At 70.3% G+C, this 26,329-nt stretch carries 23 protein-coding genes; 10 read left to right on the top strand and 13 right to left on the bottom strand.

From position 1 onward, the window contains the following. Window positions 1-14 precede the first annotated feature (14 nt). Together iolG and KY49_RS05895 are read right to left on the bottom strand one after the other, a co-directional pair. The gene (iolG, locus tag KY49_RS05900) at window positions 15-1,031 is read right to left on the bottom strand and encodes an inositol 2-dehydrogenase (RefSeq protein WP_042583761.1); all 1,017 of its coding nucleotides are present in this window, start codon (window positions 1,029-1,031) and stop codon (window positions 15-17) included. Beyond that, window positions 1,024-1,917, bottom strand: coding sequence for a MurR/RpiR family transcriptional regulator (locus tag KY49_RS05895; RefSeq protein WP_042583760.1), 894 nt, complete (start codon window positions 1,915-1,917; stop codon window positions 1,024-1,026). Before KY49_RS05895 ends, iolG begins: the two co-directional genes overlap by 8 nt. 245 nt (window positions 1,918-2,162) lie before the next feature. Here KY49_RS05895 and KY49_RS05890 point away from each other — a divergent pair, with 245 nt between their 5' ends. The 7 genes from KY49_RS05890 to iolB all read left to right on the top strand — a co-directional run bounded on the left by KY49_RS05890 (window position 2,163) and on the right by iolB (window position 10,923). Continuing rightward, window positions 2,163-3,209: a sugar ABC transporter substrate-binding protein gene (locus KY49_RS05890; protein ID WP_042583759.1), complete on the top strand. Its 1,047-nt coding sequence runs from the start codon at window positions 2,163-2,165 to the stop codon at window positions 3,207-3,209. A 94-nt stretch (window positions 3,210-3,303) separates the two neighbouring features. Continuing rightward, the gene (locus KY49_RS05885) at window positions 3,304-4,440 is read left to right on the top strand and encodes an ABC transporter permease (RefSeq protein ID WP_042583758.1); all 1,137 of its coding nucleotides are present in this window, start codon (window positions 3,304-3,306) and stop codon (window positions 4,438-4,440) included. Between the two features lie 13 nt (window positions 4,441-4,453). After that, on the top strand, window positions 4,454-5,257 hold the full coding sequence (locus KY49_RS05880) for an ATP-binding cassette domain-containing protein (protein WP_042583757.1): 804 nt from the start codon (window positions 4,454-4,456) through the stop codon (window positions 5,255-5,257). A 13-nt stretch (window positions 5,258-5,270) separates the two neighbouring features. Further along, on the top strand, window positions 5,271-7,247 hold the full coding sequence (locus tag KY49_RS05875) for a bifunctional 5-dehydro-2-deoxygluconokinase/5-dehydro-2-deoxyphosphogluconate aldolase (RefSeq protein ID WP_042583756.1): 1,977 nt from the start codon (window positions 5,271-5,273) through the stop codon (window positions 7,245-7,247). A gap of 9 nt (window positions 7,248-7,256) precedes the next feature. Further along, window positions 7,257-9,215, top strand: coding sequence for a 3D-(3,5/4)-trihydroxycyclohexane-1,2-dione acylhydrolase (decyclizing) (gene iolD / locus KY49_RS05870; protein ID WP_042583755.1), 1,959 nt, complete (start codon window positions 7,257-7,259; stop codon window positions 9,213-9,215). After that, a complete protein-coding gene (gene iolE, locus KY49_RS05865; protein ID WP_042583754.1) occupies window positions 9,212-10,126 on the top strand; it encodes a myo-inosose-2 dehydratase in 915 nt (304 codons plus the stop codon). Before iolD ends, iolE begins: the two co-directional genes overlap by 4 nt. Beyond that, entirely contained in the window at window positions 10,123-10,923 is an 801-nt protein-coding gene (gene iolB / locus KY49_RS05860) for a 5-deoxy-glucuronate isomerase (RefSeq protein ID WP_042583753.1), read from the top strand. The genes iolE and iolB overlap by 4 nt, the downstream gene beginning before the upstream one ends. Before the next feature lie 28 nt (window positions 10,924-10,951). Here iolB and KY49_RS05855 read toward each other — a convergent pair whose 3' ends face one another. The 8 genes from KY49_RS05855 to KY49_RS05820 form a co-directional block, all read right to left on the bottom strand. Then, window positions 10,952-11,698, bottom strand: a complete 747-nt coding sequence (locus tag KY49_RS05855; RefSeq protein WP_042583752.1) for a glucose 1-dehydrogenase — start codon at window positions 11,696-11,698, stop codon at window positions 10,952-10,954. Between the two features lie 161 nt (window positions 11,699-11,859). Then, window positions 11,860-12,564 carry an ABC transporter ATP-binding protein gene (locus KY49_RS05850; protein ID WP_042583751.1) on the bottom strand — a complete coding sequence of 235 codons (705 nt, stop codon included), beginning with the start codon at window positions 12,562-12,564 and terminating at the stop codon, window positions 11,860-11,862. Further along, complete coding sequence (locus KY49_RS05845; protein ID WP_042583750.1) at window positions 12,561-13,313, bottom strand: ABC transporter ATP-binding protein; 753 nt, start codon at window positions 13,311-13,313, stop codon at window positions 12,561-12,563. The genes KY49_RS05850 and KY49_RS05845 overlap by 4 nt, the downstream gene beginning before the upstream one ends. Next, window positions 13,310-14,545 (bottom strand): branched-chain amino acid ABC transporter permease, encoded by a 1,236-nt coding sequence (locus KY49_RS05840; RefSeq protein WP_042583749.1) that lies wholly within the window; start codon window positions 14,543-14,545, stop codon window positions 13,310-13,312. Before KY49_RS05840 ends, KY49_RS05845 begins: the two co-directional genes overlap by 4 nt. After that, window positions 14,538-15,473 (bottom strand): branched-chain amino acid ABC transporter permease, encoded by a 936-nt coding sequence (locus KY49_RS05835; protein WP_042583748.1) that lies wholly within the window; start codon window positions 15,471-15,473, stop codon window positions 14,538-14,540. The genes KY49_RS05840 and KY49_RS05835 overlap by 8 nt, the downstream gene beginning before the upstream one ends. A gap of 9 nt (window positions 15,474-15,482) precedes the next feature. Beyond that, complete coding sequence (locus tag KY49_RS05830) at window positions 15,483-15,920, bottom strand: acyl-CoA thioesterase (protein WP_010092613.1); 438 nt, start codon at window positions 15,918-15,920, stop codon at window positions 15,483-15,485. A 139-nt stretch (window positions 15,921-16,059) separates the two neighbouring features. Then, on the bottom strand, window positions 16,060-16,596 hold the full coding sequence (locus KY49_RS05825) for an NUDIX domain-containing protein (RefSeq protein ID WP_042583747.1): 537 nt from the start codon (window positions 16,594-16,596) through the stop codon (window positions 16,060-16,062). A 216-nt stretch (window positions 16,597-16,812) separates the two neighbouring features. Continuing rightward, entirely contained in the window at window positions 16,813-18,048 is a 1,236-nt protein-coding gene (locus KY49_RS05820; RefSeq protein WP_042583746.1) for a YbfB/YjiJ family MFS transporter, read from the bottom strand. A 127-nt stretch (window positions 18,049-18,175) separates the two neighbouring features. On the opposite strand from KY49_RS05820, the gene KY49_RS05815 reads away from it, so the two are divergent. Next, the gene (locus KY49_RS05815; RefSeq protein ID WP_042583745.1) at window positions 18,176-19,090 is read left to right on the top strand and encodes a LysR family transcriptional regulator; all 915 of its coding nucleotides are present in this window, start codon (window positions 18,176-18,178) and stop codon (window positions 19,088-19,090) included. Between the two features lie 162 nt (window positions 19,091-19,252). Here the strand turns inward: KY49_RS05815 and alaS are convergent, their stop codons facing one another. After that, complete coding sequence (alaS, locus tag KY49_RS05810) at window positions 19,253-21,877, bottom strand: alanine--tRNA ligase (protein WP_042583744.1); 2,625 nt, start codon at window positions 21,875-21,877, stop codon at window positions 19,253-19,255. A gap of 308 nt (window positions 21,878-22,185) precedes the next feature. Between alaS and KY49_RS05800 the strand changes: the two genes are divergently transcribed. Further along, window positions 22,186-23,406, top strand: a complete 1,221-nt coding sequence (locus KY49_RS05800) for a CaiB/BaiF CoA transferase family protein (protein WP_042583742.1) — start codon at window positions 22,186-22,188, stop codon at window positions 23,404-23,406. Window positions 23,407-23,436: 30 nt separating this feature from the next. On the opposite strand, the gene KY49_RS05795 is transcribed toward KY49_RS05800, so the two are convergent. Continuing rightward, on the bottom strand, window positions 23,437-23,991 hold the full coding sequence (locus tag KY49_RS05795; protein ID WP_042583741.1) for an RBBP9/YdeN family alpha/beta hydrolase: 555 nt from the start codon (window positions 23,989-23,991) through the stop codon (window positions 23,437-23,439). Window positions 23,992-24,128: 137 nt separating this feature from the next. After that, the gene (locus KY49_RS05790; RefSeq protein ID WP_042583740.1) at window positions 24,129-24,338 is read right to left on the bottom strand and encodes an ornithine acetyltransferase; all 210 of its coding nucleotides are present in this window, start codon (window positions 24,336-24,338) and stop codon (window positions 24,129-24,131) included. Window positions 24,339-24,603: 265 nt separating this feature from the next. On the opposite strand from KY49_RS05790, the gene KY49_RS05785 reads away from it, so the two are divergent. Further along, the gene (locus KY49_RS05785) at window positions 24,604-26,313 is read left to right on the top strand and encodes a glutamine--tRNA ligase/YqeY domain fusion protein (protein ID WP_042583739.1); all 1,710 of its coding nucleotides are present in this window, start codon (window positions 24,604-24,606) and stop codon (window positions 26,311-26,313) included. Window positions 26,314-26,329: the final 16 nt, after the last annotated feature.

Genomic DNA, 26,329 nt, shown 5'->3' with positions numbered 1-26,329 from the left:
TCGCCCTCCCCGGGTCAGTCCGCGCCGCCGAACCGGATCGCGCGCCCTTCGCGCCACGAACGGGTCGCAGCTTCCGCGAGCTCGAGCGCCTTCACGCCGTCGGCGATCGTCGTGCGCACCGGCTCGCCGCGCGCGACCGCCGCGAAGAAGTGCTCGATCTCGCGCGCATAGGCCACCCGATAGCGCTCGAGGAAGAATGCCTCCGGCAGGTCGGTCGACACCGCGTGCGCCGAATAGCCGGTCACCTCCGTCGGCCGCACGTTGCCGGCCTGCAGCATCCCGTCGCTGCCGAGCACCTCGAAGCGCTGGTCGTAGCCGTATGCGGCGCGCCGCGCGGTGTTGATCTGGCACAGCCGGCCGCGCTTCGTGCGGATCGTCACCGCGGTGGAATCGATGTCGCCCGCATCGGCGATCGCCGGGTCGGACAGGCAGCTGCCGGTCGCGTGGATCGTGTCGGCATCGTCGTCGAGAATCCAGCGGAAGATGTCGAAATCGTGGATCAGCATGTCCTTGAAGATACCGCCCGAATGCCTGATGTAGTCGACGGGCGGCGCGCCCGGGTCGCGGCTCGTGACGACCAGCATTTCGGGTGCGCCGATCTCGCCCGCGTCGATGCGCGCCTTGAGCGCCTCGAAGGTCGGATCGAAGCGGCGCTGGAAACCGATCATGCAGACGACGCCCGCCTGCGCGACCGCCTGCTCGCACGCGCGGGCCCGCTCGACGCTCAGGTCGACCGGCTTCTCGCAGAACACGTGCTTGCCGGCCGCGGCCGACTGCAGGATCAGGTCCGCGTGCGTGTCGGTGCTCGAGCAGACGACGCTCGCGCCCACCGCCGGATCGCCGAGCGCCGCGTCGCGATCGACCGCGCGCGCGCCGTGCTGCGCGGCGAGCGCGTCGGCCGCCGCCCGGTTCACGTCGACGACGTACTTGAGCCGCACGCCCGGCTGGCGCGCGAGATTGCCTGCGTGAATGCGGCCGATCCGGCCCGCGCCGAACACGGCGACGTCGAGGGTCGCCCGTTGGTCAGTCATCGTATCCTCCAGTCTCTTTCGCTTCTTCGACGTTCAATTCCAGCCGGTACGCGAGCGCGATGAACAGCGCCTGGCACAGGCAGATCGTGCTGGTCAGCGAACGGAACGCGAACGCGCTCCCCTCCTTCACCAGCAAATGGGCGCCCGCGTCGCGTACGAGCGGCGACAGGCGGCTGTCGGTGATCACCAGCGTTTGCGCATGGTTGTGGCGCGCCGCCCGCAGGCAGTACTGGGTTTCCTTGCCGTACGGCGCGAAGCTGATCGCGATCACGACGTCGCCCTTGCGCACGCTGCGGATCTGCTCGCGATACATCCCGCCGAGGCCGGACACGAGATGCACGCGCTTGGCCGTATGCTGCAGCGCATACACGATGTAGCTCGCGACCGGAAACGAGCGGCGCACGCCGATCACGTAGATGTTCTCGGCGCGCTCGAGCATCGTCACCGCCGCGTCGAACTGGCCGTCGTCGAGCCCGGCCGCGAGCTCGTCGAGCCCCGCGCGCGACGCGTCGATGAACTCGCGCGCGACCGAGCCGCCCGACAGCGGGCCGGCCGTCTCGTCGATCAGCCGGCGGATGCGCTGCTGGTAGCTCTGCGCGGTCGGGTTCTGGCCCGTGTACGCGTCCCGAAACACCGCCTGCAGGTCCGAAAAGCCGGAAAAGCCGAAGCGCTGCGCGAAGCGCACGACAGCGGACGGATGCACGCCGCAGCGCTCGGCGATGTCGCTCGTGCGGTCCATCATCACGCTCGCGCGGTGCTCGTCGATGTACGACGCGATGCTTTTCAATTGCCGCGGCAGCGAATCGTAGGCATCGGTGATGCGCCGCAGCAGCGCATCGACGTCGGTCGCGCCGACGGCATCGGGAGTGGAAGAATCGTCTTGCATGGGATGGTCGGCTCGCAAGGCGCGGCGGGGCCGCCCGCGCCGGGTTGTGTCGTCTCCTTCGTGAACCGAGTATAGGCACGCGCCCGCCGAAATGGAACAGATTTTCCATCCAATCGAAAAATAAAATTTTCTTTGCATTCACGGTCGACTTGACCTACGCTTGCTCGTGAACGCGGCGGCTTTGCATCACCGCGCATCACCGCGCCGCGTCGATCCAAGAACGACAGACAGAGAAAGGTGGAGACATGAGACTTTGCTTGGGCAAGGCTGCCGTCCGGGCCATCGCTGCAACGTTCGCCGTCGTGGCGGCGGCCGGGCTCGCCGCGCCGGCGGCGCAGGCCGACGGTCATTTCGTGCTGGTGAGCCACGCGCCCGATTCCGATTCGTGGTGGAACACGATCAAGAACGCGATCAAGCAGGCCGACGAGGATTTCGACGTGAAGACCGACTACCGCAATCCGCCGAACGGCGACATCGCGGACATGGCGCGTCTGATCGAGCAGTCGGCCGCGCGCGACTACGACGGCGTGATCACGACGATCGCCGACTACGACGTGCTGAAGAACTCGCTCGGCAAGGTCACCGCGAAGAAGATCCCGCTCGTCACGATCAACTCGGGCACCGAGGAACAAAGCGCGCAGCTCGGCGCGATCATGCACGTCGGCCAGCCCGAATACTTCGCGGGCCACGCGGCCGGCGAGAAGGCGAAGGCCGCGGGCGTGAAGTCGTTCCTGTGCGTGAACCACATCGCGACCAACAGCGTGTCGTTCGACCGCTGCCGCGGCTTCGCGGACGCGATCGGCGCCGACTACAAGACCTCGACGATCGATTCGGGCCAGGACCCGACCGAGATCCAGTCGAAGGTCAGCGCCTACCTGCGCAACCACCCGAACACGCAGGCGATCCTCACGCTCGGCCCGGTGCCGGCCGCGGCGTCGCTGAAGGCGGTCCAGCAGATGGGACTCGGCGGCAAGCTCTACTTCGCGACGTTCGATTTCTCGGACGACATCGCGAAGGCGATCCGCGCGGGCACGATCCAGTTCGCGATCGACCAGCAGCCGTACCTGCAGGGCTACATCCCGGTCGCCGTGCTCGCGATCGTGCGGAAGAACAAGACGACCGACCCCGCGAAGATCCGCCAGCTCCTCGAGGCGAACCCGAAGTTCCAGGCGCGCATGTCGACCTACGGCCTGCAGCCGTCGTACGGCCCGAAGAACATCCGCTCGGGCCCCGGCTTCATCACGAAGGACAACCTCGACAAGGTCGTGAAGTACGCGGGCCAGTATCGCTGACCCCAGGGCCTGTTCGTCGCGCGGCGCAGCGCTGCGCGCTTCACCGGCGACGCGGGGAGCCCCCGCCCCGCCCGCCGGGCATCAAGGAGACATCATGGGTGTAGCCGGTAAGCATCTGTCCGCGCATTCGCCTCAGCCGGAGGCGCGCGCCGACGAGCGCGTGCGCAACGAAGCGTGGTTCCAGCGCTTCCTCAACCGTCCCGAATTCGCCGCGATTTCCGGCACCGTGCTCGTATTCGCGGTGTTCGCGCTCGGCGCGGGCGGGTCGGGCATGTTCAACCTCGACGGCATCATGAACTGGTCGCAGGTCGCGGCCTACCTCGGCATCCTCGCGGTCGGCGCGTGCCTGCTGATGGTCGCGGGCGAATTCGACCTGTCGATCGGCTCGATGATCGGCTTCGCGGGGATGATGGTCGCGATCCCGACCGCGTACTTCCACTGGCCGATCTGGGGCGCGGTGATCTTCGCGTTCGCGGGCTCGATGGCGCTCGGCGCGCTGAACGGCTACCTCGTGATGCGCACGCGGCTGCCGTCGTTCATCGTCACGCTCGCGTTCCTGTTCATCCTGCGCGGCCTCACGCTCGCGCTGTCGATCATGTTCGCGGACCGCACGATCATCTCGGGGCTCGGCGACATCGCCCATCAGGACTGGCTCACGCACACGCTGTTCCAGGGCGTCGCGTTCCACGACCTGTTCCGCTGGCTCGCGCAGCACGGCCTCGGCCGCACGCTCGACAACGGCGAGCCGCTGGTGCCGGGCGTGCCGAAGGTGATCCTGTGGTGGTTCGCCGTCACCGCGATCGGCGCGTTCGTGCTCGCGAAGACGCGCTACGGCAACTGGATCCTCGCGGTCGGCGGCGATGCGAACGCCGCGAAGAACGTCGGCGTGCCGGTGCGCCGCGTGAAGATCTCGCTGTTCGTGCTGACCGCGTTCTGCGCGTGCCTGTTCGCGGTGCTGCAGGTCGCCGACATCGGCTCGGCCGCCGCGGACCGCGGGCTGCAGAAGGAGTTCGAGGCGATCATCGCGGCCGTGATCGGCGGCACGCTGCTCACGGGCGGCTACGGCTCGGTGGTCGGCGCCGCGTTCGGCGCGCTGATCTTCGGCGTCGTGCAGATCGGCATCACGTACACCAACATCAGCTCCGACTGGTTCCGCGTGTTCCTCGGCGTGATGCTGCTGATCGCGGTGCTGTTCAACCACTACGTGCGCCGGCGCGTGTCGCAATCGTAACGGGAGGCTTGCCATGTCCACTGTACAGACCGGCGACGACACGATCCTCGCGCTCGAGAACGTCAGCAAGTATTTCGGCAAGGTGATCGCGCTGTCGGACGTGACGCTGCGCCTGAAGCGCGGCGAGGTGCACTGCCTGCTCGGCGACAACGGCGCCGGCAAGTCGACGCTGATCAAGACGCTCGCGGGCGTGCATGCGCCGTCGGAGGGCCAGTACCTGGTCGACGGCCGGCCCGTGCATTTCGAATCGCCGAAGGACGCGCTCGACCTCGGCATCGCGACCGTCTACCAGGATCTCGCGCTCGTGCCGCTCCTGTCCGTCGCGCGCAATTTCTTCATGGGCCGCGAGCCGCAGAAGAAGCTGTTCGGCTTCCTCAACGTGATGGACCTCGATACGAGCGCCGAGATCGCGCGCGCGAAGCTCGCCGAGATGGGCATCCACGTGCGCGACCCGCACCAGCCGATCGGCACGATGTCGGGCGGCGAGCGGCAGTGCCTCGCGATCGCGCGCGCGATCCACTTCGGCGCGCGCGTGCTGATCCTCGACGAGCCGACCGCCGCGCTCGGCGTCAAGCAGAGCTTCAACGTGCTGAAGCTGATCCACACCGCGCGCGCGAAAGGCATCTCGGTGATCTTCATCACGCACAACGTGCATCACGCGTACCCGATCGGCGATTCGTTCACGCTGCTCAATCGCGGCCGCTCGCTCGGCACCTTCACGAAAGAGACGATCAGCAAGGACGAAGTGCTCGACATGATGGCGGGCGGCGCCGAAATGCAGAAGATGATCAGCGAGCTCGACGGCGCGGTGATCTAACCCAGGATTTTCCATGGCACTCTCATCCCACACCTTTGCGCAGAACCGGCCGCTCGACGTGATCTGCATCGGGCGCGTCGCGGTCGACCTCTATGCGCAGCAGATCGGCGCGCGGCTCGAGGACGTGACGAGCTTCGCGAAGTACCTCGGCGGCTCGTCGGGCAACATCGCGTTCGGCTGCGCGCGGCTCGGCCTGAAAGCGTCGATGCTGTCGCGCGTCGGCCACGACCACATGGGGCGCTTCCTGATCGAGACGCTCGAGCGCGAAGGCTGCGACACGAGCCACCTGCGCATCGACCCCGACCGGCTGACCGCGCTGGTGCTGCTGGGCCTGAAGGATCGCGACACGTTCCCGCTGATCTTCCATCGCGAGAACTGCGCGGACATGGCGCTCGACGAAGGCGACTTCGACGAGGCGTTCATCGCGTCCGCGAAGGCGCTGCTGATCACCGGCACCCACTTCTCGACCGAGCAGGTGAACCGCGCGAGCCGGCGCGCGCTCGACCATGCGCGCCGCAACCAGGTGCGCACGGTGCTCGACATCGACTACCGGCCCGTGCTGTGGGGGCTGACCGGCAAGGCCGACGGCGAGACCCGCTTCATCGCGAACGAAGGCGTGACCGCGCACCTGCAGCGCATCCTGCCGCTGTTCGACCTGATCATCGGCACCGAGGAGGAATTCCGCATCGCCGGCGGCAAGGACACGCTGCTCGACGCGCTCGCGATGGTGCGCGCGGTCACGAGCGCGACGCTCGTCGTCAAGCGCGGGCCGCTCGGCTGCTCGATCGTCGAAAGCCAGGTGCCGGCGTCGCTCGACGCGCTGGCGCTCGTCGGCGGCGTCGAGGTCGACGTGATGAACGTGCTCGGCGCGGGCGACGCGTTCGCGGCCGGCTTCCTGTCGCAGTGGCTGCGCGGCCGTTCGCTCGACGAAGCGGCGCGCACCGCGAACGCATGCGGCGCGCTCGTCGTGTCGCGCCACGGCTGCTCGCCGGCGATGCCGACGCCGGCCGAGTTGCGCTACTTCCTGGAAGAAGCGCAGCGCGACCCTGCGAAGATGCGCCGTCCCGATCTCGACCGCACGCTCGCGCGCCTGCATCGCGTCACGCCGCCGCGCGTGCCGCGCGACGAGGTGCTCGGCTTCGCGTTCGATCATCGCAACCAGTTCTTCGAGCTCGCGCAGCAGACTGGCGCGCCGCTCGCACGGATCGATGCGCTCAAGCGCCTGTTCGTCGACGCGGTCGCGCAGACCGAAGCGCAGCTCGGCCTCGCGGGCCGGATCGGCGTGCTGATCGACGACCGCTACGGCCAGGACGCGCTGAACGCCGCCACCGGGCGCGGCTGGTGGATCGGCCGGCCGGTCGAGCTGCCCGGCTCGGCGCCGCTCGAATTCGACCACGGCCGCTCGGTGGGCACGACGCTCGCGAGCTGGCCGCACGAGCACGTCGCGAAATGCCTCGTGCAGTTCCACCCGGACGAGCCGGTCGAGCAGCGCATCGAGCAGGAAACGCAGCTGCGCACGCTGTACGACGCGGTGCAGGCGAGCGGCCACGAACTGCTGCTCGAAGTGATCCCGCCGCGCCGCGCGGACCTGCCGCAAGGGCCCGACGTCGTGTATCGCGCATTGAAGCGCCTGTACAACCTCGGCATCTACCCCGAATGGTGGAAGCTCGCGCCGCTCGACGCCGCGCAATGGCACGCGATCGACGCGCTGATCGCCGAGCGCGACCCGCATTGCCGCGGCGTCGTGCTGCTCGGGCTGTCGGCGAGCGTCGACGAATTGACGCGCGGCTTTCCGGCCGCCGCGGCGTCGGCGAGCTGCCGCGGCTTCACGGTCGGCCGCACGATCTTCCACGAGCCGAGCCGCGCGTGGCTCGCCGGCGAGATCGACGACGCGGCGCTGGTCGCCCGCGTGCGCGCGACGTTCGAGACGCTGATCGGCGCATGGCGCGCCGCGCGTCACGGCATGCCGGCCGCGCGCCGCGTCGCGTAAGGAGGCCCGATGCATCATCCCGCGCCCTCCGGCGTCTCCCTTCAGGAGCCTATCGTGAACGCATCCTCCAACGGCACGATCCGCCTGACCGCCGCGCAGGCGCTCGTGCGCTACCTCGCCGCGCAGCGGGTCGACACCGGCGACGGCAGCGGCGCCACCGAGCCGCTGTTCGGCGGCGTGTTCGCGATCTTCGGCCACGGCAACGTCGCCGCGCTCGGCGAGGCGCTGTACCAGCACCGCGACGTGCTGCCGACCTATCGCGCGCACAACGAGCAGGCGATGGCGCACAGCGCGATCGCGTATGCGAAGGCGCACTTCCGCCGCCGGATGATGGCCGTGACGACGTCGATCGGCCCCGGCGCGACCAACCTCGTGACGGCCGCCGCGCTCGCGCACGTGAACCGCCTGCCGCTCTTGCTGCTGCCCGGCGACGTGTTCGTGTCGCGCGCGCCGGACCCGGTGCTGCAGCAGGTCGAGGACGGCCGCGACGGCGGCGTGTCGGCGAACGACACGCTCCGGCCCGTGTCGCGCTACTTCGACCGCATCGTCCATCCCGCGCAGCTCCTGACCGCGCTGCCGCGCGCGCTGCGCGTGCTGACCGACGCCGCGCAGTGCGGCCCGGTCACGCTCGCGCTGCCGCAGGACGTGCAGGCGATGGCCTACGACTATCCGGCCGCGTTCTTCGCGCCGCGCACCGTGTCGTTCCATGCGCCCGCGCCCGTGCCCGCCGAGCTCGAAGCCGCGCTCGCGACGCTGCGCGCCGCGCGCCGGCCGTTCATCGTCGCGGGCGGCGGCGTGCTGTACAGCGAAGGCGCCACGCACGCGCTCGCCGCGTTCGCGAAACAGCGCGGCATCCCGGTCGGCGAGACGCAGGCCGGCAAGGGTGCGCTGCGCTGGGACCATCCGCTCAACGCGGGCGCGCTCGGCGTGACGGGCTCGCCCGCCGCGAACGCGCTCGCGGCCGACGCCGACTGCGTGCTCGCGATCGGCACGCGGCTGCAGGATTTCACGACCGGCTCGAATACGCTGTTCGCGAAGGACGCAACGGTGATCGGCATCAACGCGAACGCGTTCGACGCGCTCAAGCATCACGCGTGCGCGGTCGAAGCCGACGCGTGCGCGGCGCTCGACGCGCTCGATGCGCTGCTCGACGACTGGTCCGCCGAGCGCGCGTGGACCGCGCGCGCGCACGAACTCGCGGCCGGGTGGCGCGATGCGGTGTCGCGCATCACGCACGCGCCGCCGCGCGCGGGCGCGCTGCCGTACGACGCCGACGTGATCGGCGCGGTGCAGCGCTCGCATCGCGCGTCGCCGGAAGCCGACATCGTCGTGTGCGCGGCCGGCACGCTGCCCGCCGAGCTGCACAAGCTGTGGCGCGCGGGGCGGCCGGGCGCGTACCACGTCGAATACGGCTACTCGTGCATGGGCTACGAGATCGCCGGCGGCCTCGGCGCGAAGCTCGCGCGGCCCGAGCGCGACGTGATCGTGATGGTCGGCGACGGCAGCTACCTGATGATGAACAGCGAGATCGCGACGTCGGTGATGCTCGGCGCGAAGCTGATCGTCGTCGTGCTCGACAACCGCGGCTACGGCTGCATCAACCGGCTGCAGCAGGCATGCGGCAGCGCGCCGTTCAACAACCTGCTCGACGATTGCCTGCAAGGCCCGCTCGGCGCGCCGGCGATCGACTTCGCCGCGCATGCGCGCGCGCTCGGCGCGCACGCGGAGCACGTCGCCGACGTCGCGTCGCTCGACGCCGCGCTGCAGCGCGCGCGCGCCGCGGACCGCACCTATGTGATCTGCATCGACACCGATCCCGCGCGCACCACGGCCGAAGGCGGCTGGTGGTGGGAAGTCGCGGTGCCCGAAGTGTCGTCGCGCGAGGCGGTGCGCGACGCGCGCAGCGCGTATGACAAGCAGGTCGCCGCCCGCACGGGCGCCCTCTCCCGTTCAGGATCTCCAGCATGAATCCATTCGAATTCCGCATCGGCATCAATCCGCTGTCGTGGATGAACGACGACCTGCCGTCACTCGGCGGCGAGACGCCGCTCGCGGTCGCGCTGACCGAAGGCCGCGACATCGGCTACGAAGGCTTCGAGCTCGGCAACAAGTTCCCGCGCGAGCCGCAGGCGCTCAAGGCGCTGCTCGGCGAATACGGGCTGTCGCTCGTGTCCGGCTGGTACTCGGGCCGGCTCGCGCAGCGCAGCGTCGACGAGGAAATCGCCGCGGTCGATCCGCATCTCGACCTGCTCGCGCAGAACGGCGCGACCGTGATGGTCTACGGCGAAGTCGCCGACACGATCCAGGGCGCGCCCGTGCCGCTGTATCAGCGGCCGCGCTTCACGACCGACGCGCAATGGGACGGCTACGCCGAGCGGCTCGACGCGTTCGCGCGCTATACGCTGAGCCGCGGCGTGCGCGTCGCGTATCACCATCACATGGGCGCGTATGTCGAAACGCCCGCCGACGTCGACCGGCTGATGGCCACGACGAGCGACGCGGTCGGCCTGCTGTTCGACGCGGGCCACATCACGTTCGCGGGCGGCGATCCGGCCGAGGTGCTGAAGCGCCACATCGCGCGCGTGTGCCACGTGCACTGCAAGGACGTGCGGCCGGCCGTGATCCGGCTCGCGCGCAACCGCAACTGGAGCTTTCTCGACGCGGTGATCAACGGCGCGTTCACGGTGCCGGGCGACGGCGCGATCGACTTCGCGACGCTGATCGACCTGCTGAAGCGGCACGGCTATCGCGGCTGGCTCGTCGTCGAGGCGGAACAGGACCCGGTCGTCGCGCCGAGCTACGCGTACGCGCAAAAGGGCTACCGCACGCTGCGCGCGCTCGTCGACGCGCCGCTCGATTCGCACAAGGAGGCGGCATGAGCCTGCTGGTCAAAGGCGCGCAGGACGGACCGACGATCGCGCGCGTCACGCCGGAATCCGCGCACTGGCGGCATGTCGGGTTTGCCGCGTATCGGCTCGCGGCCGGCGAATCGGTCGAATTGTACGAAGCCGCGCGCGAGACGTGCATCGTCGTGCTGACCGGCAGCGTGGACATCACCGCGGGAGACGGCACGCGCTGGACCGATCTCGGCTCGCGCGACAGCGTGTTCGACGGCGTCGCGCCGTATGCGCTGTATCTGCCGCCGGGCGTGCGCGTCACGGTCGCGGCGTCGCGCGCGGCCGAGCTCGGCGTCGCGACCGCGCCCGCGACCGGGAAATATCCGGCGCGCGTGATCAAGCCGTCGCAGATGAAGCGCTCGGTGCGCGGCGCGGGCGCGAATACGCGCTACGTCTGCGACATCCTTCCGCAGACGGAGCCCGCCGAAGCGCTGCTCGTCGTCGAGGTGCGCACGCCGTCCGGGCATTCGTCGAGCTATCCGCCGCACAAGCACGACACCGACAACGTGCCGTTCGAGAGCTCGCTCGAGGAGACCTACTACCATCGCGTGCATCCGCCGCAGGGCTTCGTGTTCCAGCGCGTGTACACCGACGAACGCGATCTCGACGAATCGATGGCCGCGTGCGACCACGACGTCGTGCTGGTGCCGCGCGGCTATCACCCGGTCGTCGTGCCCTACGGCTACGAGTCGTATTACCTGAACGTGATGGCCGGGCCGACGCGCGTGTGGCACTTCAAGAACGATCCCGCGCACGAGTGGATGCTCGAGCGGAAGTAGCGGGATGCGCGCGGGCCGGCCCTTTGGCTCAGTGCAGGCCGCCGCTCGCGACGAGGCGTTCGCCGGTCATCCAGCGCGCGTCGTCCGATGCGAGGAACACCGCGACCGATGCGATGTCGTCCGGCTGCCCGAGGCGGCCGAGCGGCGTCTGGCCACGCACCTGCGTTTCGAGATCGGAACCGATGATCCCCGCGCTGTGCGTGCCTTCGGTCACCACCATGCCCGGGTTGATCGCGTTCACGCGGATCTTGCGCGGCCCGAGCTCGATCGCGAGCACACCCGTGATCGCGTCCACCGCACCTTTCGTCCCGCTATAGACGGCGGTCGCCGGCGGCGTGATGCTGGTCACCACCGAGCTGATGTTGATGATGCTCGCGCCCTCGCCGAGGTGCTTGACGGCCGCCTGCGTCGTGAGCAGTACGCCGAGCACGTTCGTATCGAACTGCCGGCGGTAGTGCTCTTCCGTGATCGCCTCGATCGGCGCGAATTCGTACACGCCGGAATTGTTGACGAGCACGTCGAGGCGGCCATACGTGTCGATCGCCGTGTCGACGATGCGCTGCGCGTCGGCCGCCTTCGACACGTCGCCGCCGACCGCCACCGCGCGTCCGCCGGCTTCGACGATCGCGCTCACGACGGCGTCGGCGCCGGCCTTGCTGCTCGCATAATTGACGACCACCGCCGCGCCCTCGGCGGCCAGCGCCCTGGCAATCGCGGCGCCGATCCCCTTGGACCCGCCCGTCACGATCGCGACCTTGCCTGCCAGCTTGCTCATGATTTCATTCCTCAGTCTGATGATGCACGATGGATCGCACCGGCTGCCGCTGCGATGCAACGAGCCTGCGACGGTGTCACTCTAGGCGTCCGCCCGGCGTCGATAAAGCGGCTCGCCACGAATTGACTGGCGGGGCCAGCCGAACAATCCGCCGCGCGTCGTCACCCCACGCTCAGCCACGCGTCGGCGATCTCGCCGTCCAGTCCGTCGAGCACGCCGTCATAGACGATCCGGCCCCGCCCCATCACCGCCGCGCGCCGCGTCAAGCGCGGCGCGAGCTGCAGCCGCTGCTCGATCAGCACGATCGCGACGCCGTCCGCCTGCAGTCCTGCAAGACACGCGCCGATCTCGGCGGCCGCGAGCGGCGCGAGCCCTTCCGCGGGCTCGTCGACGATCAGCACGCGCGGCTCGCCGGCGAGCGCGCGAGCGAGCGCGAGCACCTGCTGCTCGCCGCCCGACAGCCGCCCGGCCTTCACGTCCGCGCGCGCGGCCAGCAGCGGAAAGCGCTCGAACAGCGCGTCGAGCGCCGTGCGCGCGGCCGCGCCGCCGCTGCCGCGCAGCCCGACGCGCAGGTTGTCGCGCACGCTCAGCAGCGCAAACACGTCGCGCTGCTCGGCGACATACGCGACGCCGCGCCGCGCGATCTCGAAGGTCCGCGCGCCCGCGCATTCGACGCCCGCGATCCGCACCGACCCGGCGGTCCGCACGAGCCCCATCACCGCCTTCGCGAGCGTCGAGCGCCCCGAGCCGTTGCGCCCGAGCAGCGCGAGCGTCTCGCCCGGCGCGAGCGCGAGATCGACGCCGTCGAGCACGGGCTGCATCCCGTACCATGCGCGCAGGCCGCAGATGTCGAGCAGCGCGCTCATGCGAACCCGTCGCCGAGATACGCGGCACGCACGGCGGGATCGGCGCGGATCGCCTCCGGCGCGCCCGTCGCGACCACCGCGCCGCGCACCAGCACCGTGATCCGTTCCGCGAAGCCGAACACCGTGTCCATGTCGTGCTCGATCATCAGCACCGTGCGGCCTTGCGTGGTCGCGCGAATCAGCTCGATCATCCGCGCCGCCTGCGCGCGGTTCATGCCGGCCGTCGGCTCGTCGAGCAGCAGCGTGCGCGCCCCGCTCGCCAGCGCGATGCCGAGATCGAGCGCGCGCTGCTCCGCGTAGCCGAGCGCGGCAGCCGGCGTATCGCGGTGTGCGACGAGGCCGATGTCGCGCAGCACCTGCGCGGCGGCGCGGTCGACCGACGCCGATTCGCGCAGCCGGTTCCACCAGCGCCGCCGCTCGGCCGGCGCGTGCAGCGCCGCGCAGCGCAGGTTGTCGAACACCGTCAGGCGGGCAAACGCACTCGTCTGCTGGAAGCTGCGGCCGATGCCGAGGCGGCTCGCCGCGACCGGCCCGCGCCCGCGCAGCTCGACGCCGTGCAGCACCACGCGCCCGCGCGTCGGCCGCACGACACCCGCGATCACGTTGAAGAGCGTCGACTTGCCCGCGCCGTTCGGCCCGATCAGCGCATGCCGCTCGCCGGCCGCGACGGCCAGCTCGACGCCGTCGAGCACCGTCTGCGCGCCGAAGCGCTGCGTGATGCCGTGCAGGGCGAGCGCGGCGCCGTTCATCGCGGCGCGCCTTGCGTTCCGTGCACGCCGGACATGTCGCGCGCGATCCGGCCGCGCCGGCGCCACAGCAGCGCGCCGAGCCCCGCCGCCGCGAGCGCGACCGCCCAGCCGAACGGCGCGCCCGCATCGACCTGCCACGCGCCGAACGCGGCCGGCGCGCCGCCGTCCTGCGCGAAGCGCCACGCGTAGCCGAGCTCCGCCGCGCAGACGACGGCGACGCCCCCGCACAGGCTCGCCGCGACGCCATACAGCAGCGCCGCGCGTTCGCCCCTGCGCGTGCCGGGCCGCAGCGCGTGCGCGACGTCCGCCGCGACGCCCGCGAGCCCGCGCGGCGCGGCGATCACGACGACGACGAACAGCAGCCCGAGATACAGCGCCCACGCGCGCGACACGCCCGCGACCGCGACGCTCAGCCCGGTCAGCACGGCCGCGCCCGCCGCCGGCCCGAAGAACGAACCGGCGCCGCCGATCACCGCGGCGATCAGCACCGTCGCCGAGCGGGACATCGCGACGCTGTCGGGCGTCGCGATCTCGACGTCGATCAGCGTCAGTGTGCCGGCCACGCCCGCGAAGAACGACGCGCACGCGACCATCGCGAGCCGCACCCGGCGCGGCTCGGTGCCGAGCGCGGCGACCCGCGCCGGGTTGTCGCGCACCGCGTTCGCGAGGCGGGCGAGCGGCGTGCGCGTCAGCGCGCGCATCGCGAGCGCCGACCCGATGCACCACGCGGCGATCAGCGCATACGCGTGCGCCGGCGCGCCGAACTGCCAGCCGCCGAGCGGCGGGCCGCTCGCGCGATCGATCGGCACGCCGCCGACCCCGCCGAACCACGCGGGCACGCTCCACGCGGCCGCCGCGACGCACTCGCCGAGGCCGAGCGTGATCATCGCGAACGCGGTGCCCGCGCGGCGCGTCGCGAGCACGCCGAACAGCAGGCCGAAGGCCGCGCCCGCCGCGCCGCCGACGAGCGGCAGCAGCGGCAGCGGGCCGCCGAAGCGGTTGAACCAGTGCGCGGCCGCGAACGCGCCGAGGCCCGCGAATGCCGCATGGCCGAACGACAGCAGCCCGGTCGTGCCGAGCTGCAGGTTGTACGACAGCGCGAGCACGACGAGCGCGGCGGTCTGCGCGAGATAGCCGAGCATCCAGCCGTGCGGCCACAGCCACGCGGGCAGCACGAGGCAGCCGGCGAACAGCGTCCAGCGCACGACGCCCGCCAACGCGCGGCTACGCATCGGCACGCTCGCCGAACAGTCCGCGCGGGCGCACGACCAGCACCGCGACGAGCAGCAGGTACGGCACGAGCGGCGCGAGTTGCGCGACCGACACCGCGGCGACGCCGTCCGGCAGCACGACGCCGGCCCATTGCGCGAGCTCGCGCAGCGACGTGTCGCTCGCGGCCGCGAAGGTCTGCGCGAAGCCGACCGCGAGCGACGCGGCGAACGCGCCGCCGAGCGAGCCGAGCCCGCCGATCACGACGACCGCGAACACGATCGAGCCGACCGTCTCGGCCAGCGCGGGCTCGATCACCGCGAGCGGCGCGCCGATCACGCCGGCCAGCGCCGCGAGCGCGGTGCCCGCGCCGAACAGCCCCGTCATCAGGCGCGGCACGTCATGGCCGAGCGCCTCGACGGCCGCGCGATGCGTGAGCGCCGCGCGCACGACGAGACCGATGCGCGACGCGCGCAGCAGGCCCGCGAGCGCGACCAGCATCGCCGCCGACATCGCCATCATGAACAGCCGGTAGCGCGGCAGCGCGACGCCGAACACCGTGACCGGCGCGCCGTCGAACAGCGGCGGCACCGGCGCGGGCAGCGGCGCGAGGCCCCAGACGAACTTCGCGCCCTCGCCGATCAGGTACGCGAGCCCGAACGTCAGCAGCAGCTCGCTCGTATGCCCGTGCGCCTGCACGCGGCGCAGCAGCCAGCGCTCGCAGCCCGCGCCCAGCAGCCCGACCGCGAGCGGCGCGAGCACGAGCGCCGGCCAGAAGCCCGCGCGGGCGGCGATGCCGTAGCCGACGTACGCGCCGAGCATGTAGAAGCTCGCATGCGCGAAGTTGAGCACGCCCTGCACGCTGAAGATCAGCGTGAGGCCGGCCGACAGCATGAACAGCAGCAAGCCGTAGCTGAGGCCGTTGAACGCCTGGAGCGCGAACGCCTGCACCGCGCGTCGTCAGGCGGCGAGCGGGTCGAGCGCGGCGCGCAGCGCGTCCGGCAGCGGCACCGGGCGACGCGTGCCGCGATCGACGTACACGTGCACGAAATGCCCCTGCGCGGCGGGCGATGCGTCGCCTTGCGCGAACAGCCCGACCTCGTAGCGCACGCTCGACGTGCCGAGCTTCACGACGCGCAGCCCCGCGTCGACCGACTGCGGAAACACGAGCGGCGCGAAGTAGTTGCACTGCGTTTCGACGACGAGCCCGATCGTCTGCCCGCGCTCGACGTCGAGCACGCCCGCGCGGATCAGGTACTCGTTCACGACGGTATCGAAGTAGCTGTAGTAGACGACGTTGTTCACGTGCCCGTAGACGTCGTTGTCCATCCAGCGGGTCGTGATCGGCAGGAAGTGGCGATAGGCGTCGCGCGAACGCGGCTGCGGCTTGTCGGACATGGCGATGGCGCTCAGGACGATGGAGGCGATGAAGACGAAGCGCGGCGGCCGTATCGCACGGCGCGCCGGCAGGCAGCGAAGCGCCGCGTCGCGATCGCGCGCGGCGCGGCGGATGAAACCCCGCGGACGGACCGGCCCGTCATTGCCCCGGCCGGTCGACGAATTCGAAATCGAGGCCGCGCGCGCGCATCCAGTCGGCGAGCGCGACGCCCGTGCCGGCGCGCCACGGGCGCAGCAGCGGTGGATCGACGAGCTTGTATTCGAGCAGTTCCGGCGACAGCGCGACCGTGCCCGACGCGCGCACGTGGTACGCGATGATCAGCTCGTTCTTGCGGATGAATTCGTAGACGCCGACGAGCGACACGTGCTCGGCCTTCAGCGCGGTTTCCTCGAACACCTCGCGCGCGATGCCGTCCTCGGGCGTCTCGCCGTTCTCGAGGAAACCGGTGATCAGCGCGAACATCCCTTCGGGCCAGGCTGCATTGCGCGCGAGCAGGATCTTGCCGTCGAGCTCGACGATCGCGGCGACGACGGGCAGCGGGTTGTTCCAGTGCACATAGCCGCAGGTGTCGTCGGGGCAAACCTGGCGAACGCGGCCGCCTTCGTGTTCGGAATCGGCGCGCTCGGTCAGCGGGCGCGCGCAGCGCGGGCAAAAGCGATAGTCGGCGGTGGTCATCGATGTGGGCATGGCGGACGCCGGGGAGGCCGCCCGCAGGCGGCTCGCGCGCCCGCTCGGCGCGGGAAAGGCTTCATTCTAGCGAGTTTGCCCGCGCCGCAGAGGATCTGGCCCCAGCCGCGTCAGGGTCGTCCGCCGCGGCGGGCCGCGCGGGCTCGCGCGTCGCGAACGCGGCAAGAAGCGGCACCGGCGACGGCGGCGCGGCCCGCGCCGCGATCAATTCGGCGACCAGCGCCTGCCGCGCGATGCGCGCATCGCAAACCCGGCCGCGCCGGCCACGAGCGACGCCGCCGCGATCCACAGCACCGGCGTGAACGACCCGCTCTGCGCCACCAGCGGCGCGGCCACGAGCGGCCCCGCGATCTGTCCGACCCCGTACGACGCGGTCGCGTAGCCCATCAGCCCCGCCGCGCGCTCGCCGTGCAGGCGCCGCGCCTCGCGCATCGCGAACAGCGTGATCGCGGTGAACGGCAGGCCGAGCAGCACGCTGCCGAGCGAGAAGCCCGCCGCGTTCGGCCTGACGATCCCGGCGGCGATGCCCAGCGCCTGGGTCGCGCAGCCGCCCGCGAGCAGCAGCCGGTTGTCCCAATGCGCGGGCAGCCGCGCGGCAGCGATCGCGCCGACGATCAGCGCGGCGCCGAACATCGGCCAGAACAGGTCCGGCCACGGCGAGCCGGCCGGCAGCGCCGCGCGCGCGATTACCGGCAGGAACGTCGCGGTGATGATGTAGCCGAAGCCCGGCATCGCGTACAGCGCGACGAGCCAGGCCGCGTCGGCGCGATGCGGCCCCGCGGCGGCCGGCGCGTGACGGTCCGGCGCGTGCGGCGAAGCGGCCGGCGACCTGGGTGGCGCCGCGCCGCCGAACGTGCGCCAGATCGCGACCGACAGCACGGCCGACAGCGCCGCGAAACCGAGCCAGCCCCACGCCGCGCGCTGGCCGGCCAACGCGCTCCCGATCAGCCCCGTCAGCACGATGCCGACGCCGGGGCCCGCGTAGATCACGCCGCTCCATTCCGGCGCGTGCAGCTCGGCAAGCCGGCGCAGCCCCCATTGCGACACGAACACGAACGTCCACGCACTGACGACACCCGCGACGAAGCGCACCGCGAGCCACACGGCCAGCAGATGGCCGACGCCCATCGCGGCGGTGAGCAGCACGGTTGCTGCAAGTCCGAAGCGGACCATCCGCGCGGGCGCGACGCGCAACGCCGCGCAGCTGACCGCGCCGACGAAGTAGCCCGCATAGTTCGCCGACGCGAGCCAGCTGCCGGCCTTCAGGCCGATCGAGCCATCGGCGAGCATCAGCGGCAGCAGCGGCGTGAACGCGAAGCGGCCGACGCCGAGCGCGACCGCGAGCCCGATCATGCCGGCGAGTGCGGCCGTGCGGGCGCGGCGGTCGCTATCGTATGAAGGAAACGCGCGGGCGGCGGACGAGGCATCGGAACGGGACATGGCGGCAGCGTACGGCCGGCGCGCGGCGCGCCGGCCTGAACGGAAATCGGAATGCCTTCATCGTAGCTTGACCAATCGTTCTCTAAAAATGAATAATTCAGAATCGATTCATCGCTCGGAGAGAATCATGGATCTGGCGGCGCTGGCGATTTTCCGGGCCGTCGTGCGCGAAAACGGCGTGACGCGCGCGGCGGAGAAGCTCAATCGCGTGCAGTCGAACGTGACGACACGCATCAAGCAGCTCGAGGAGGAACTCGGCGCGGCGCTGTTCGTGCGCGACGGCCGGCGGCTCGTGCTGACGCCCGCCGGGCAGACGCTGCTGACGTATGCGGAGCGCCTGCTTGCGCTTGCCGACGAGGCCCGCCATGCGGTGCGCGAGGACCGGCCGCGCGGCCGGCTGCGGCTCGGCGCGATGGAGAGCACGGCCGCGAGCCGGCTGCCGGCCCTGCTCGCGCGCTATCACCATGCGTGGCCCGACGTGTCGCTCGAACTCCTGACGGGCACGACGGGCTGCCTGATCGAGCAGGTGCGCGAGTTCGCGATCGACGCCGCGCTGTTCGCGCGCCCGCCCGCGCCGGAGGCGTTGCCCGACACGTTCGAGGTGGTGCCAGTGTTCCGCGAAGACCTGATGCTGCTCACGCCGCGCGGCCATCCTCGGGTGCGCACGCCGCGCGACGTGATCCTGCCGACGCTGATCGCATTCGAGCGCGGCTGCACGTATCGCAAGTACGTCGAGCAATGGTATGCGGCGCACGGGACGAAGCCGGCGCGCGTGCTCGAACTCGGCTCGTACCACGCGATCGTCGCGTGCGTCGCGGCCGGCGCGGGCGTCGCGGTCGCGCCGCGTTCGGTGCTCGACCTGCAGCCCGGGACCGACGACGTCGCGGCGCATGCGATCGCCGAATTCGAAGGGATCGACACGGTGCTTGCGTGGCGCAAGGGTTACGCGTCGGCAGCGCTCGGCGCGCTGCGCGACGCGCTGGAGGCGGCCGCGCGGCCGCCAGCCGATGCCGGGAAGCGGCGCGCGGCGGCGCCGGCCTGAAGGATCGCCCCGCAGACTTGCGGCGCGCACACGCAAAACGACCCGACCGGCCTGTGCCGGTCGGGTCGTTTCATTCGGTCCCCGCCACCGGGCGGCCGTCGCGCATCGCACGGCCGGACCGGGCCCGCGACGCTCGGGCGAGCGCCGCGCCGGCCAGGCCGATCAGAGCCGCTCTTCGACCCAGCCCTTGACGCCCGCGAGCGCCGCCGGCAGGTTCGCCGGCTCGGTGCCGCCCGCCTGCGCCATGTCCGGACGGCCGCCGCCCTTGCCGCCGACCTGCTGCGCGACGAAGTTCACCAGTTCGCCGGCCTTGACCTTCTTGCTCGCTTCCGGCGTGACGCCCGCGATCAGGCTGACCTTGCCGCCTTCGACGGCCGCCAGCACGATCGCCGCGCTCTTGAGCTTGTCCTTCAGCTTGTCGACGGTCTCGCGCAGCGTCTTCGCATCCGCGCCGTCGAGCATCGCGGCCAGCACGTGCACGCCGCCGACTTCGACCGCCTGCTGTGCGAGCTCGTCGCCCTGGCTCGATGCGAGCTTCGACTTCAGCGCGGCCAGCTCCTTCTCGAGCGACTTCACCTGGTCCTGCACCTGCGCGATGCGCTGCGTCAGTTCCGACGGCTGCGCCTTCAGCGCGGCCGCCGCTTCGTTCACGCGTGCGTCGAGCTCCTGCACGTAGCGCACCGCGTTGTCGCCGGTGATCGCCTCGACGCGGCGGATGCCGGCCGCGACGCCGCCTTCGACGACGATCTTGAAGAAGCCGATGTCGCCGGTGCGGCTCACGTGCGTGCCGCCGCACAGTTCGCGCGAGAAGCCGAGGTCGAGCACGCGCACTTCGTCGCCGTACTTCTCGCCGAAGAGGGCCATCGCGCCGCCCTTCACCGCCTCGTCGTACGGCATCACGCGCACGATGCCCGGCGCGTTCGCGAGGATTTCGTCGTTGACGATCTGCTCGACGCGACGGATTTCGTCGTCGGTCATCGGCGCGTTGTGCGCGAAGTCGAAGCGGGTCTTGTCCGCGTCGACGAGCGAGCCCTTCTGCTGCACGTGCGAGCCGAGCACCTCGCGCAGCGCCTTGTGCATCAGATGGGTCGCCGAGTGATTGCGCTGGGTGCGCGCGCGGCGGTGCGCGTCGATCTCGGCGCGCAGCACGTCGCCGACCTTAAGCGTGCCCTGCTCCAGCGTGCCGTGGTGGCCGATCACGTCGGCCTGCACCTTCAGCGTGTCGCCGACCGCGAAGCGCGTCGACGCATTCGCGAGCACGCCCTGGTCGCCGACCTGGCCGCCCGATTCCGCATAGAACGGCGTGTGGTCGAGCACGACCACCGCATCCTGGCCGGTCTTCACTTCGTTGACGGACGAACCGTCGACGTACAGCGCGACGACCTTCGCGTCGTCGAACGCGATCTCTTCGTAGCCGTGGAAGGTCGTCTTCGCGCCCGTGTATTCGAGGCCCTGCGCGGCCTTGAACTTGCCGGCCGCGCGCGCCTGCTCGCGCTGGCGCGCCATCGCGTCGTCGAACGCCGGCTCGTCGACCGTCATGCCGCGCTCGCGGCACACGTCTGCCGTCAGGTCCAGCGGGAAGCCGTAGGTGTCGTGCAGCTTGAACGCGAGTTCGCCGTCGAGCACCTTGCCGCCCTTCCCCTCGACTTCGGCGAGCGCGGCCTCGAGGATCGACATCCCGTGCTCGATCGTCTCGAAGAAGCGTTCTTCTTCCTGGCGCAGCACGTCGGTCACGCGCTGCTCGGCTTCCTTCAGCTCCGGATACGCGACGCCCATCTCGGCGACGAGATCGGCCACCAGCTTGTGGAAGAACGAGCCCTTGCGGCCGAGCTTGTAGCCGTGGCGGATCGCGCGGCGCACGATCCGGCGCAGCACGTAGCCGCGGCCTTCGTTGCCGGGGATCACGCCGTCGACGATCAGGAACGAGCACGCGCGGATGTGATCGGCGATCACCTTCAGCGAGTTGTTGTTCAGGTCGCTGATCTCGGTCACGCGCGCGGCGGCCTTGATCAGGTTCTGGAACAGGTCGATCTCGTAGTTGCTGTGCACGTGCTGCAGCACCGCGGCGAGGCGTTCCAGGCCCATGCCGGTGTCGACGCACTGCTTCGGCAGGCGCGTCATGTTGCCCTGCGCGTCGCGGTTGAACTGCATGAACACGAGGTTCCAGATCTCGATGTAGCGGTCGCCGTCTTCTTCAGGCGACCCCGGCGGGCCGCCCCACACGTCCGGGCCGTGGTCGTAGAAGATTTCCGTGCACGGGCCGCACGGGCCCGTGTCGCCCATCGTCCAGAAGTTGTCCGACGCGTAGCGCGCGCCCTTGTTGTCGCCGATGCGGATGATCCGCTCGACCGGCACGCCGACTTCCTTCGCCCAGATGTCGTACGCCTCGTCGTCTTCCTGGTAGACGGTGACCCACAGCTTTTCCTTCGGCAGCTGGTAGACCGTGGTCAGCAGCTCCCACGCGAACTTGATCGCGTCGTGCTTGAAGTAGTCGCCGAACGAGAAGTTGCCGAGCATCTCGAAGAACGTGTGGTGGCGCGCGGTGTAGCCGACGTTCTCGAGGTCGTTGTGCTTGCCGCCCGCGCGCACGCTGCGCTGCGACGTGGTCGCGCGCGAGTACGGGCGCGATTCCGTGCCGAGGAACACGTCCTTGAACTGGACCATCCCCGAATTCGTGAACATCAGCGTGGGGTCGTTACCGGGCACGAGGCTCGACGAGCGGACGATCGTGTGGCCCTTCGATTCGAAGAATTTGAGGAATTTCTCGCGGATTTCGGCAGCTTTCATGGCGTGCGGGGACGGTCTGGCTAAGACGCTTCAAATGCCGGCGACCCTCGCGGGCGCACGGCGGCAGGTTTCTGAAACGATCGATTATACGGGATAGATCCCGGTGCGCGGCCGGCGGGCCCGGCCGGCGCGCGTTTCGTCAGACTCGAGCCCGGTTTCGGCCCGCTTTGGGCTGCATTTGTCCGATTCCGCCCCGATCGCGGGGTTGCCGGGCCACGCGCGCGCGATTCGCCTTAAGATGCTCGCCATGCCGCACGCCTTGCCCGCGCCGCGCGGCACGGCCAAGCCATAAAGGAGACGAATCGACGATGGGTGCCCTGAGCCATATCCGCGTGCTGGACCTGACCCGCGTGCTCGCGGGCCCGTGGTGCGCGCAGACGCTTGCCGACTTCGGCGCCGACGTGATCAAGGTCGAGCGCCCGGGCGCCGGCGACGACACGCGCCACTGGGGGCCGCCGTACCTGAAGGACGCGAACGGCGCGGACACCGCCGAGGCCGCCTACTACCTCGCCGCGAACCGCAACAAGCGCTCGGTCACGATCGACATCGCGACGCCCGAAGGCCAGCGAATCGTCCGCGAGCTCGCCGCGCAAAGCGACGTGGTGCTGGAGAACTACAAGGTCGGCCAGCTCAAGAAATACGGGCTCGACTACGCGTCGCTGCGCGCGGTGAAGCCCGACCTCGTGTACTGCTCGGTCACGGGCTTCGGCCAGACCGGCCCGTATGCGCACCGCGCGGGCTACGACTTCATCATCCAGGGGATCGGCGGGTTCATGAGCATCACCGGCGAGCGCGACGGCGAGCCCGGCGGCGGCCCGCAGAAGGCCGGCGTCGCGATCTCCGACCTCGCGACCGGCCTCTATTCGACGATCGCGGTGCTCGCCGCGCTCGCGCATCGCGACCGGACGGGCGAAGGCCAGTACATCGACATGGCGCTGCTCGACGTGCAGGTCGCGCTGCTCGCGAACATGAACACCAATTTCCTCGCGAGCGGCAAGCCGCCCGTGCGCTGGGGCAACGCGCACCCGAACATCGTGCCTTACCAGACGTTCCAGACGCGCGACGGCTGGATCATCGTCGCGGTCGGCAACGACGGGCAGTTCCGCAAGTTCGTCGAGGCCGGCGGCCGCCCCGAGCTCGCCGACGACGAGCGCTTCGCGACCAATCCCGCGCGCGTGCGCCACCGCGACACGCTGGTGCCGATCCTCGCGGACATGGTGAGGACGCTCGACAAGAACACGTGGATCGCGGCGCTCGAGGCGGCCGGCGTGCCGTGCGGGCCGATCAACGATCTGGAGGAAGTGTTCGACGACGATCAGGTGGTCGCGCGCGGGATGCAGGTCGAGCTGCCGCATCCGTGCGGCGCGAACGTGAAGCTCGTGCGCAATCCGATCCGGATGAGCGCGACGCCGCCCGACGCGCGCTCGGCCCCGCCGCTGCTCGGCGCGCACACCGACGCCGTGCTGCGCGAGCTGCTCGGCTACGACGACGAACGGATCGCGGCGCTGAAGGCGAAGCAGGCGATCTGACGGTCCTGCGATCCGCCCCGCGCGACACGGTCAGCCCGCGACCGCCAGCGCGTCGAGCCATGCGCGCGCGGCGGGCCAGTCGCCGAGCCCGCTGTCCGCGTTGATGTGGCCGCGCGGGCCGATGTCGTGGAAGTCGCTGCCCCATGCGTTCGCGCACGCACGCGCGAACGCCGGCGTGCCGTACGGATCGTCGCGGCTCGCGACCACCCGGGTCGGGAACGGCAGCCGCTCGCGCGGCACCGGCCCGAAGCCGTGCGCATCGGCCGGAAACGCCGGCCCGGCCGGATCGGGCAGCGCGACGAGCAGCGCGCCCCTGACCTTCGCGAGCGCGGCCGGGCGCGCATAGCGCGTCGCCCACCAGGCCGTCGTCAGCGTGCCGAGGCTGTGCGCGGCGATCAGCACCGGCGCGCGCGCCGCCTCGACCGCGCGGTCGAGCGCGAGACACCAGCCGTTGCGGAATGCGCGCTCCCAGTCGGGCATCGCGACGCGCACGAAGCGCGCGTCATCGCGCTCCCAGCGGCTCTGCCAGTGCAGCGGGCCGGAATTGCCGTAGCCCGGCAACACGAATACGAGTGGTTGGGTCATGCGGGGGTCCGTCGACGCTTGAAGCGTTGTGATGATGGGTCGACGGAGTGTCGCACATCCGTTCCTCCCTGATGCTGCCCGTCAATATTCGAACCATCGGAAGGATGTGCGAAGGCGGCGGCTGGCGCCGCCGCCGGTCAGCGCACGTTCGCGCCGACGATGCCGCCCGCCGCGGCGCCCGCGACCGTGCCGATCGGGCCACCGGTGATCAGGTAGCCGAGTGCGCCGCCCGCGGCCGCGCCGATGCCGGCATTGCGCTGCGTGTGCGTCATCGCGCATGCGCCGAGCTGGGACAGGGCCGCGACGATCACCGCGGTGCGTACGATAAAGGTGGTTTTCTTCATGATTGTTCAGTTCCTCCCGCCTCGCGGACGACGCGACGGCGGCATTGAATCGGTGCTGTGATCATAGGAAAAGCCGAATACCACGGGCAATCCGATTTACGTCGTGTTACAGCAGACACAATGTCGAGATAATGCGCGGCCGCACCACCCGCGCGCGACGTCTACGCGCAACGCGCACGGGCCGAACCCCGCTCAGGTAGAATTACAAGATTAAGCAAGATTAAACCGGCGGCGCGGCACGCGCCGATCCAAACCTGACTCTATCCGCATGAGCACCGAACGCAACGACGCCCCCGCGGCCTCCAATTTCATCCGCAACATCATCGACGACGACAACCGCACGGGCAAATGGGCCGGCCGCGTCGAAACCCGCTTTCCGCCGGAGCCGAACGGCTACCTGCACATCGGTCACGCGAAGAGCATCTGCCTGAACTTCAGCGTCGCGCGCGACTACGGCGGCGTGTGCCACCTGCGCTTCGACGACACGAACCCGGAAAAGGAAAGCGTCGAATACGTCGACTCGATCGTCGACGCGGTGCGCTGGCTCGGCTTCGACTGGCGCAAGGACGCGGTCGACCACCAGTACTTCGCGAGCGACTACTACGACAAGCTCTACGAATTCGCCGAGCTGCTGATCAAGCGCGGCAAGGCGTACGTCGACAGCCAGAGCGCGGAAGAGATGCGCGCGAACCGCGGCTCGCTGACCGAAGGCGGCAAGCCGTCGCCGTATCGCGAGCGCACGCCCGACGAGAACCTCGACCTGTTCCGCCGGATGAAGGCCGGCGAGTTCCAGGAAGGCGAGCACGTGCTGCGCGCGAAGATCGACATGGCTTCGCCGAACATGAACATGCGCGACCCGGTGATCTACCGGATCCGCTACGCGCACCACTACCGCACCGGCGACACGTGGTGCGTGTATCCGATGTACGACTACACGCACTGCATCTCGGACGCGCTCGAAGGCATCACGCACTCGCTGTGCACGCTCGAATTCGAGGATCACCGCCCGCTGTACGACTGGGTGCTGAACGAGCTGGCCGACGCCGGCGTGTTCACCCGCCCGCTGCCGCAGCAGATCGAATTCTCGCGGCTGAACCTCACGTACGCGATCACCAGCAAGCGCAAGCTGCTGCAGCTCGTGACCGAAGGCCACGTCGACGGCTGGGACGATCCGCGGATGCCGACGATCGTCGGCGTGCGCCGCCGCGGCTTCACGCCGGAGAGCATCCAGCTGTTCTGCGAGCGGATCGGCGTGACCAAGGTCGATTCGTGGATCGACATGAGCGTGTTCGAAGGCGCGCTGCGCGACGACCTCGACGCCAAGGCCACGCGCACGGTCGCGGTGCTCGATCCGCTGAAGCTCGTGATCGACAACTATCCGGAAGACCTGGAAGAAGCGTGCACGGCGCCGGTGCATCCGCACCATCCGGAGCGCGGCCAGCGCACGTTCCCGATCTCGCGCGAGCTGTGGATCGAGCGCGAGGATTTCGTCGAGACGCCGCCGAAGGGCTATTTCCGCCTGTTCCCGGGCAACAAGGTGCGGCTGCGCTACGGCTACGTGGTCGAGTGCACGGGCTTCGACAAGGATGCAGACGGCAACGTGACGGCCGTGCACTGCAACTACTTCCCGGACAGCAAGTCGGGCACCGACGGCGCGAACAACTACAAGGTGAAGGGCAACATCCACTGGGTCAGCGCGAAGCATGCGCAGCCGGCCGAAGTGCGAATCTACGACCGGCTGTTCAAGGAGCCGCATCCGGACGCAGGCGGCGCGAACTTCCTCGATGCGCTGAACCCGGATTCGAAGAAGGTCGTGCACGCGTACGTCGAGCCGGGCGCCGGCGACGTCGCGCCGGAAACCCGCCTCCAGTTCGAGCGCCACGGCTACTTCGTCGCGGACCGTGTCGATTCGAAGCCGGGCAAGCCGGTGTTCAACCGGATCGTCGGGCTGCGCGACAGCTGGGGCAAGCCGGCCTGACGGCCCGACTGCCCTG

Origin of the sequence: Burkholderia sp. MSHR3999 (genome assembly GCF_000833595.1) — a bacterium.
Taxonomy (GTDB): Bacteria; Pseudomonadota; Gammaproteobacteria; order Burkholderiales; family Burkholderiaceae; genus Burkholderia; species Burkholderia ubonensis.
Note: the sequence above shows the minus strand (reverse complement) of the source record. Positions and strands in the feature narration are given on the sequence as shown.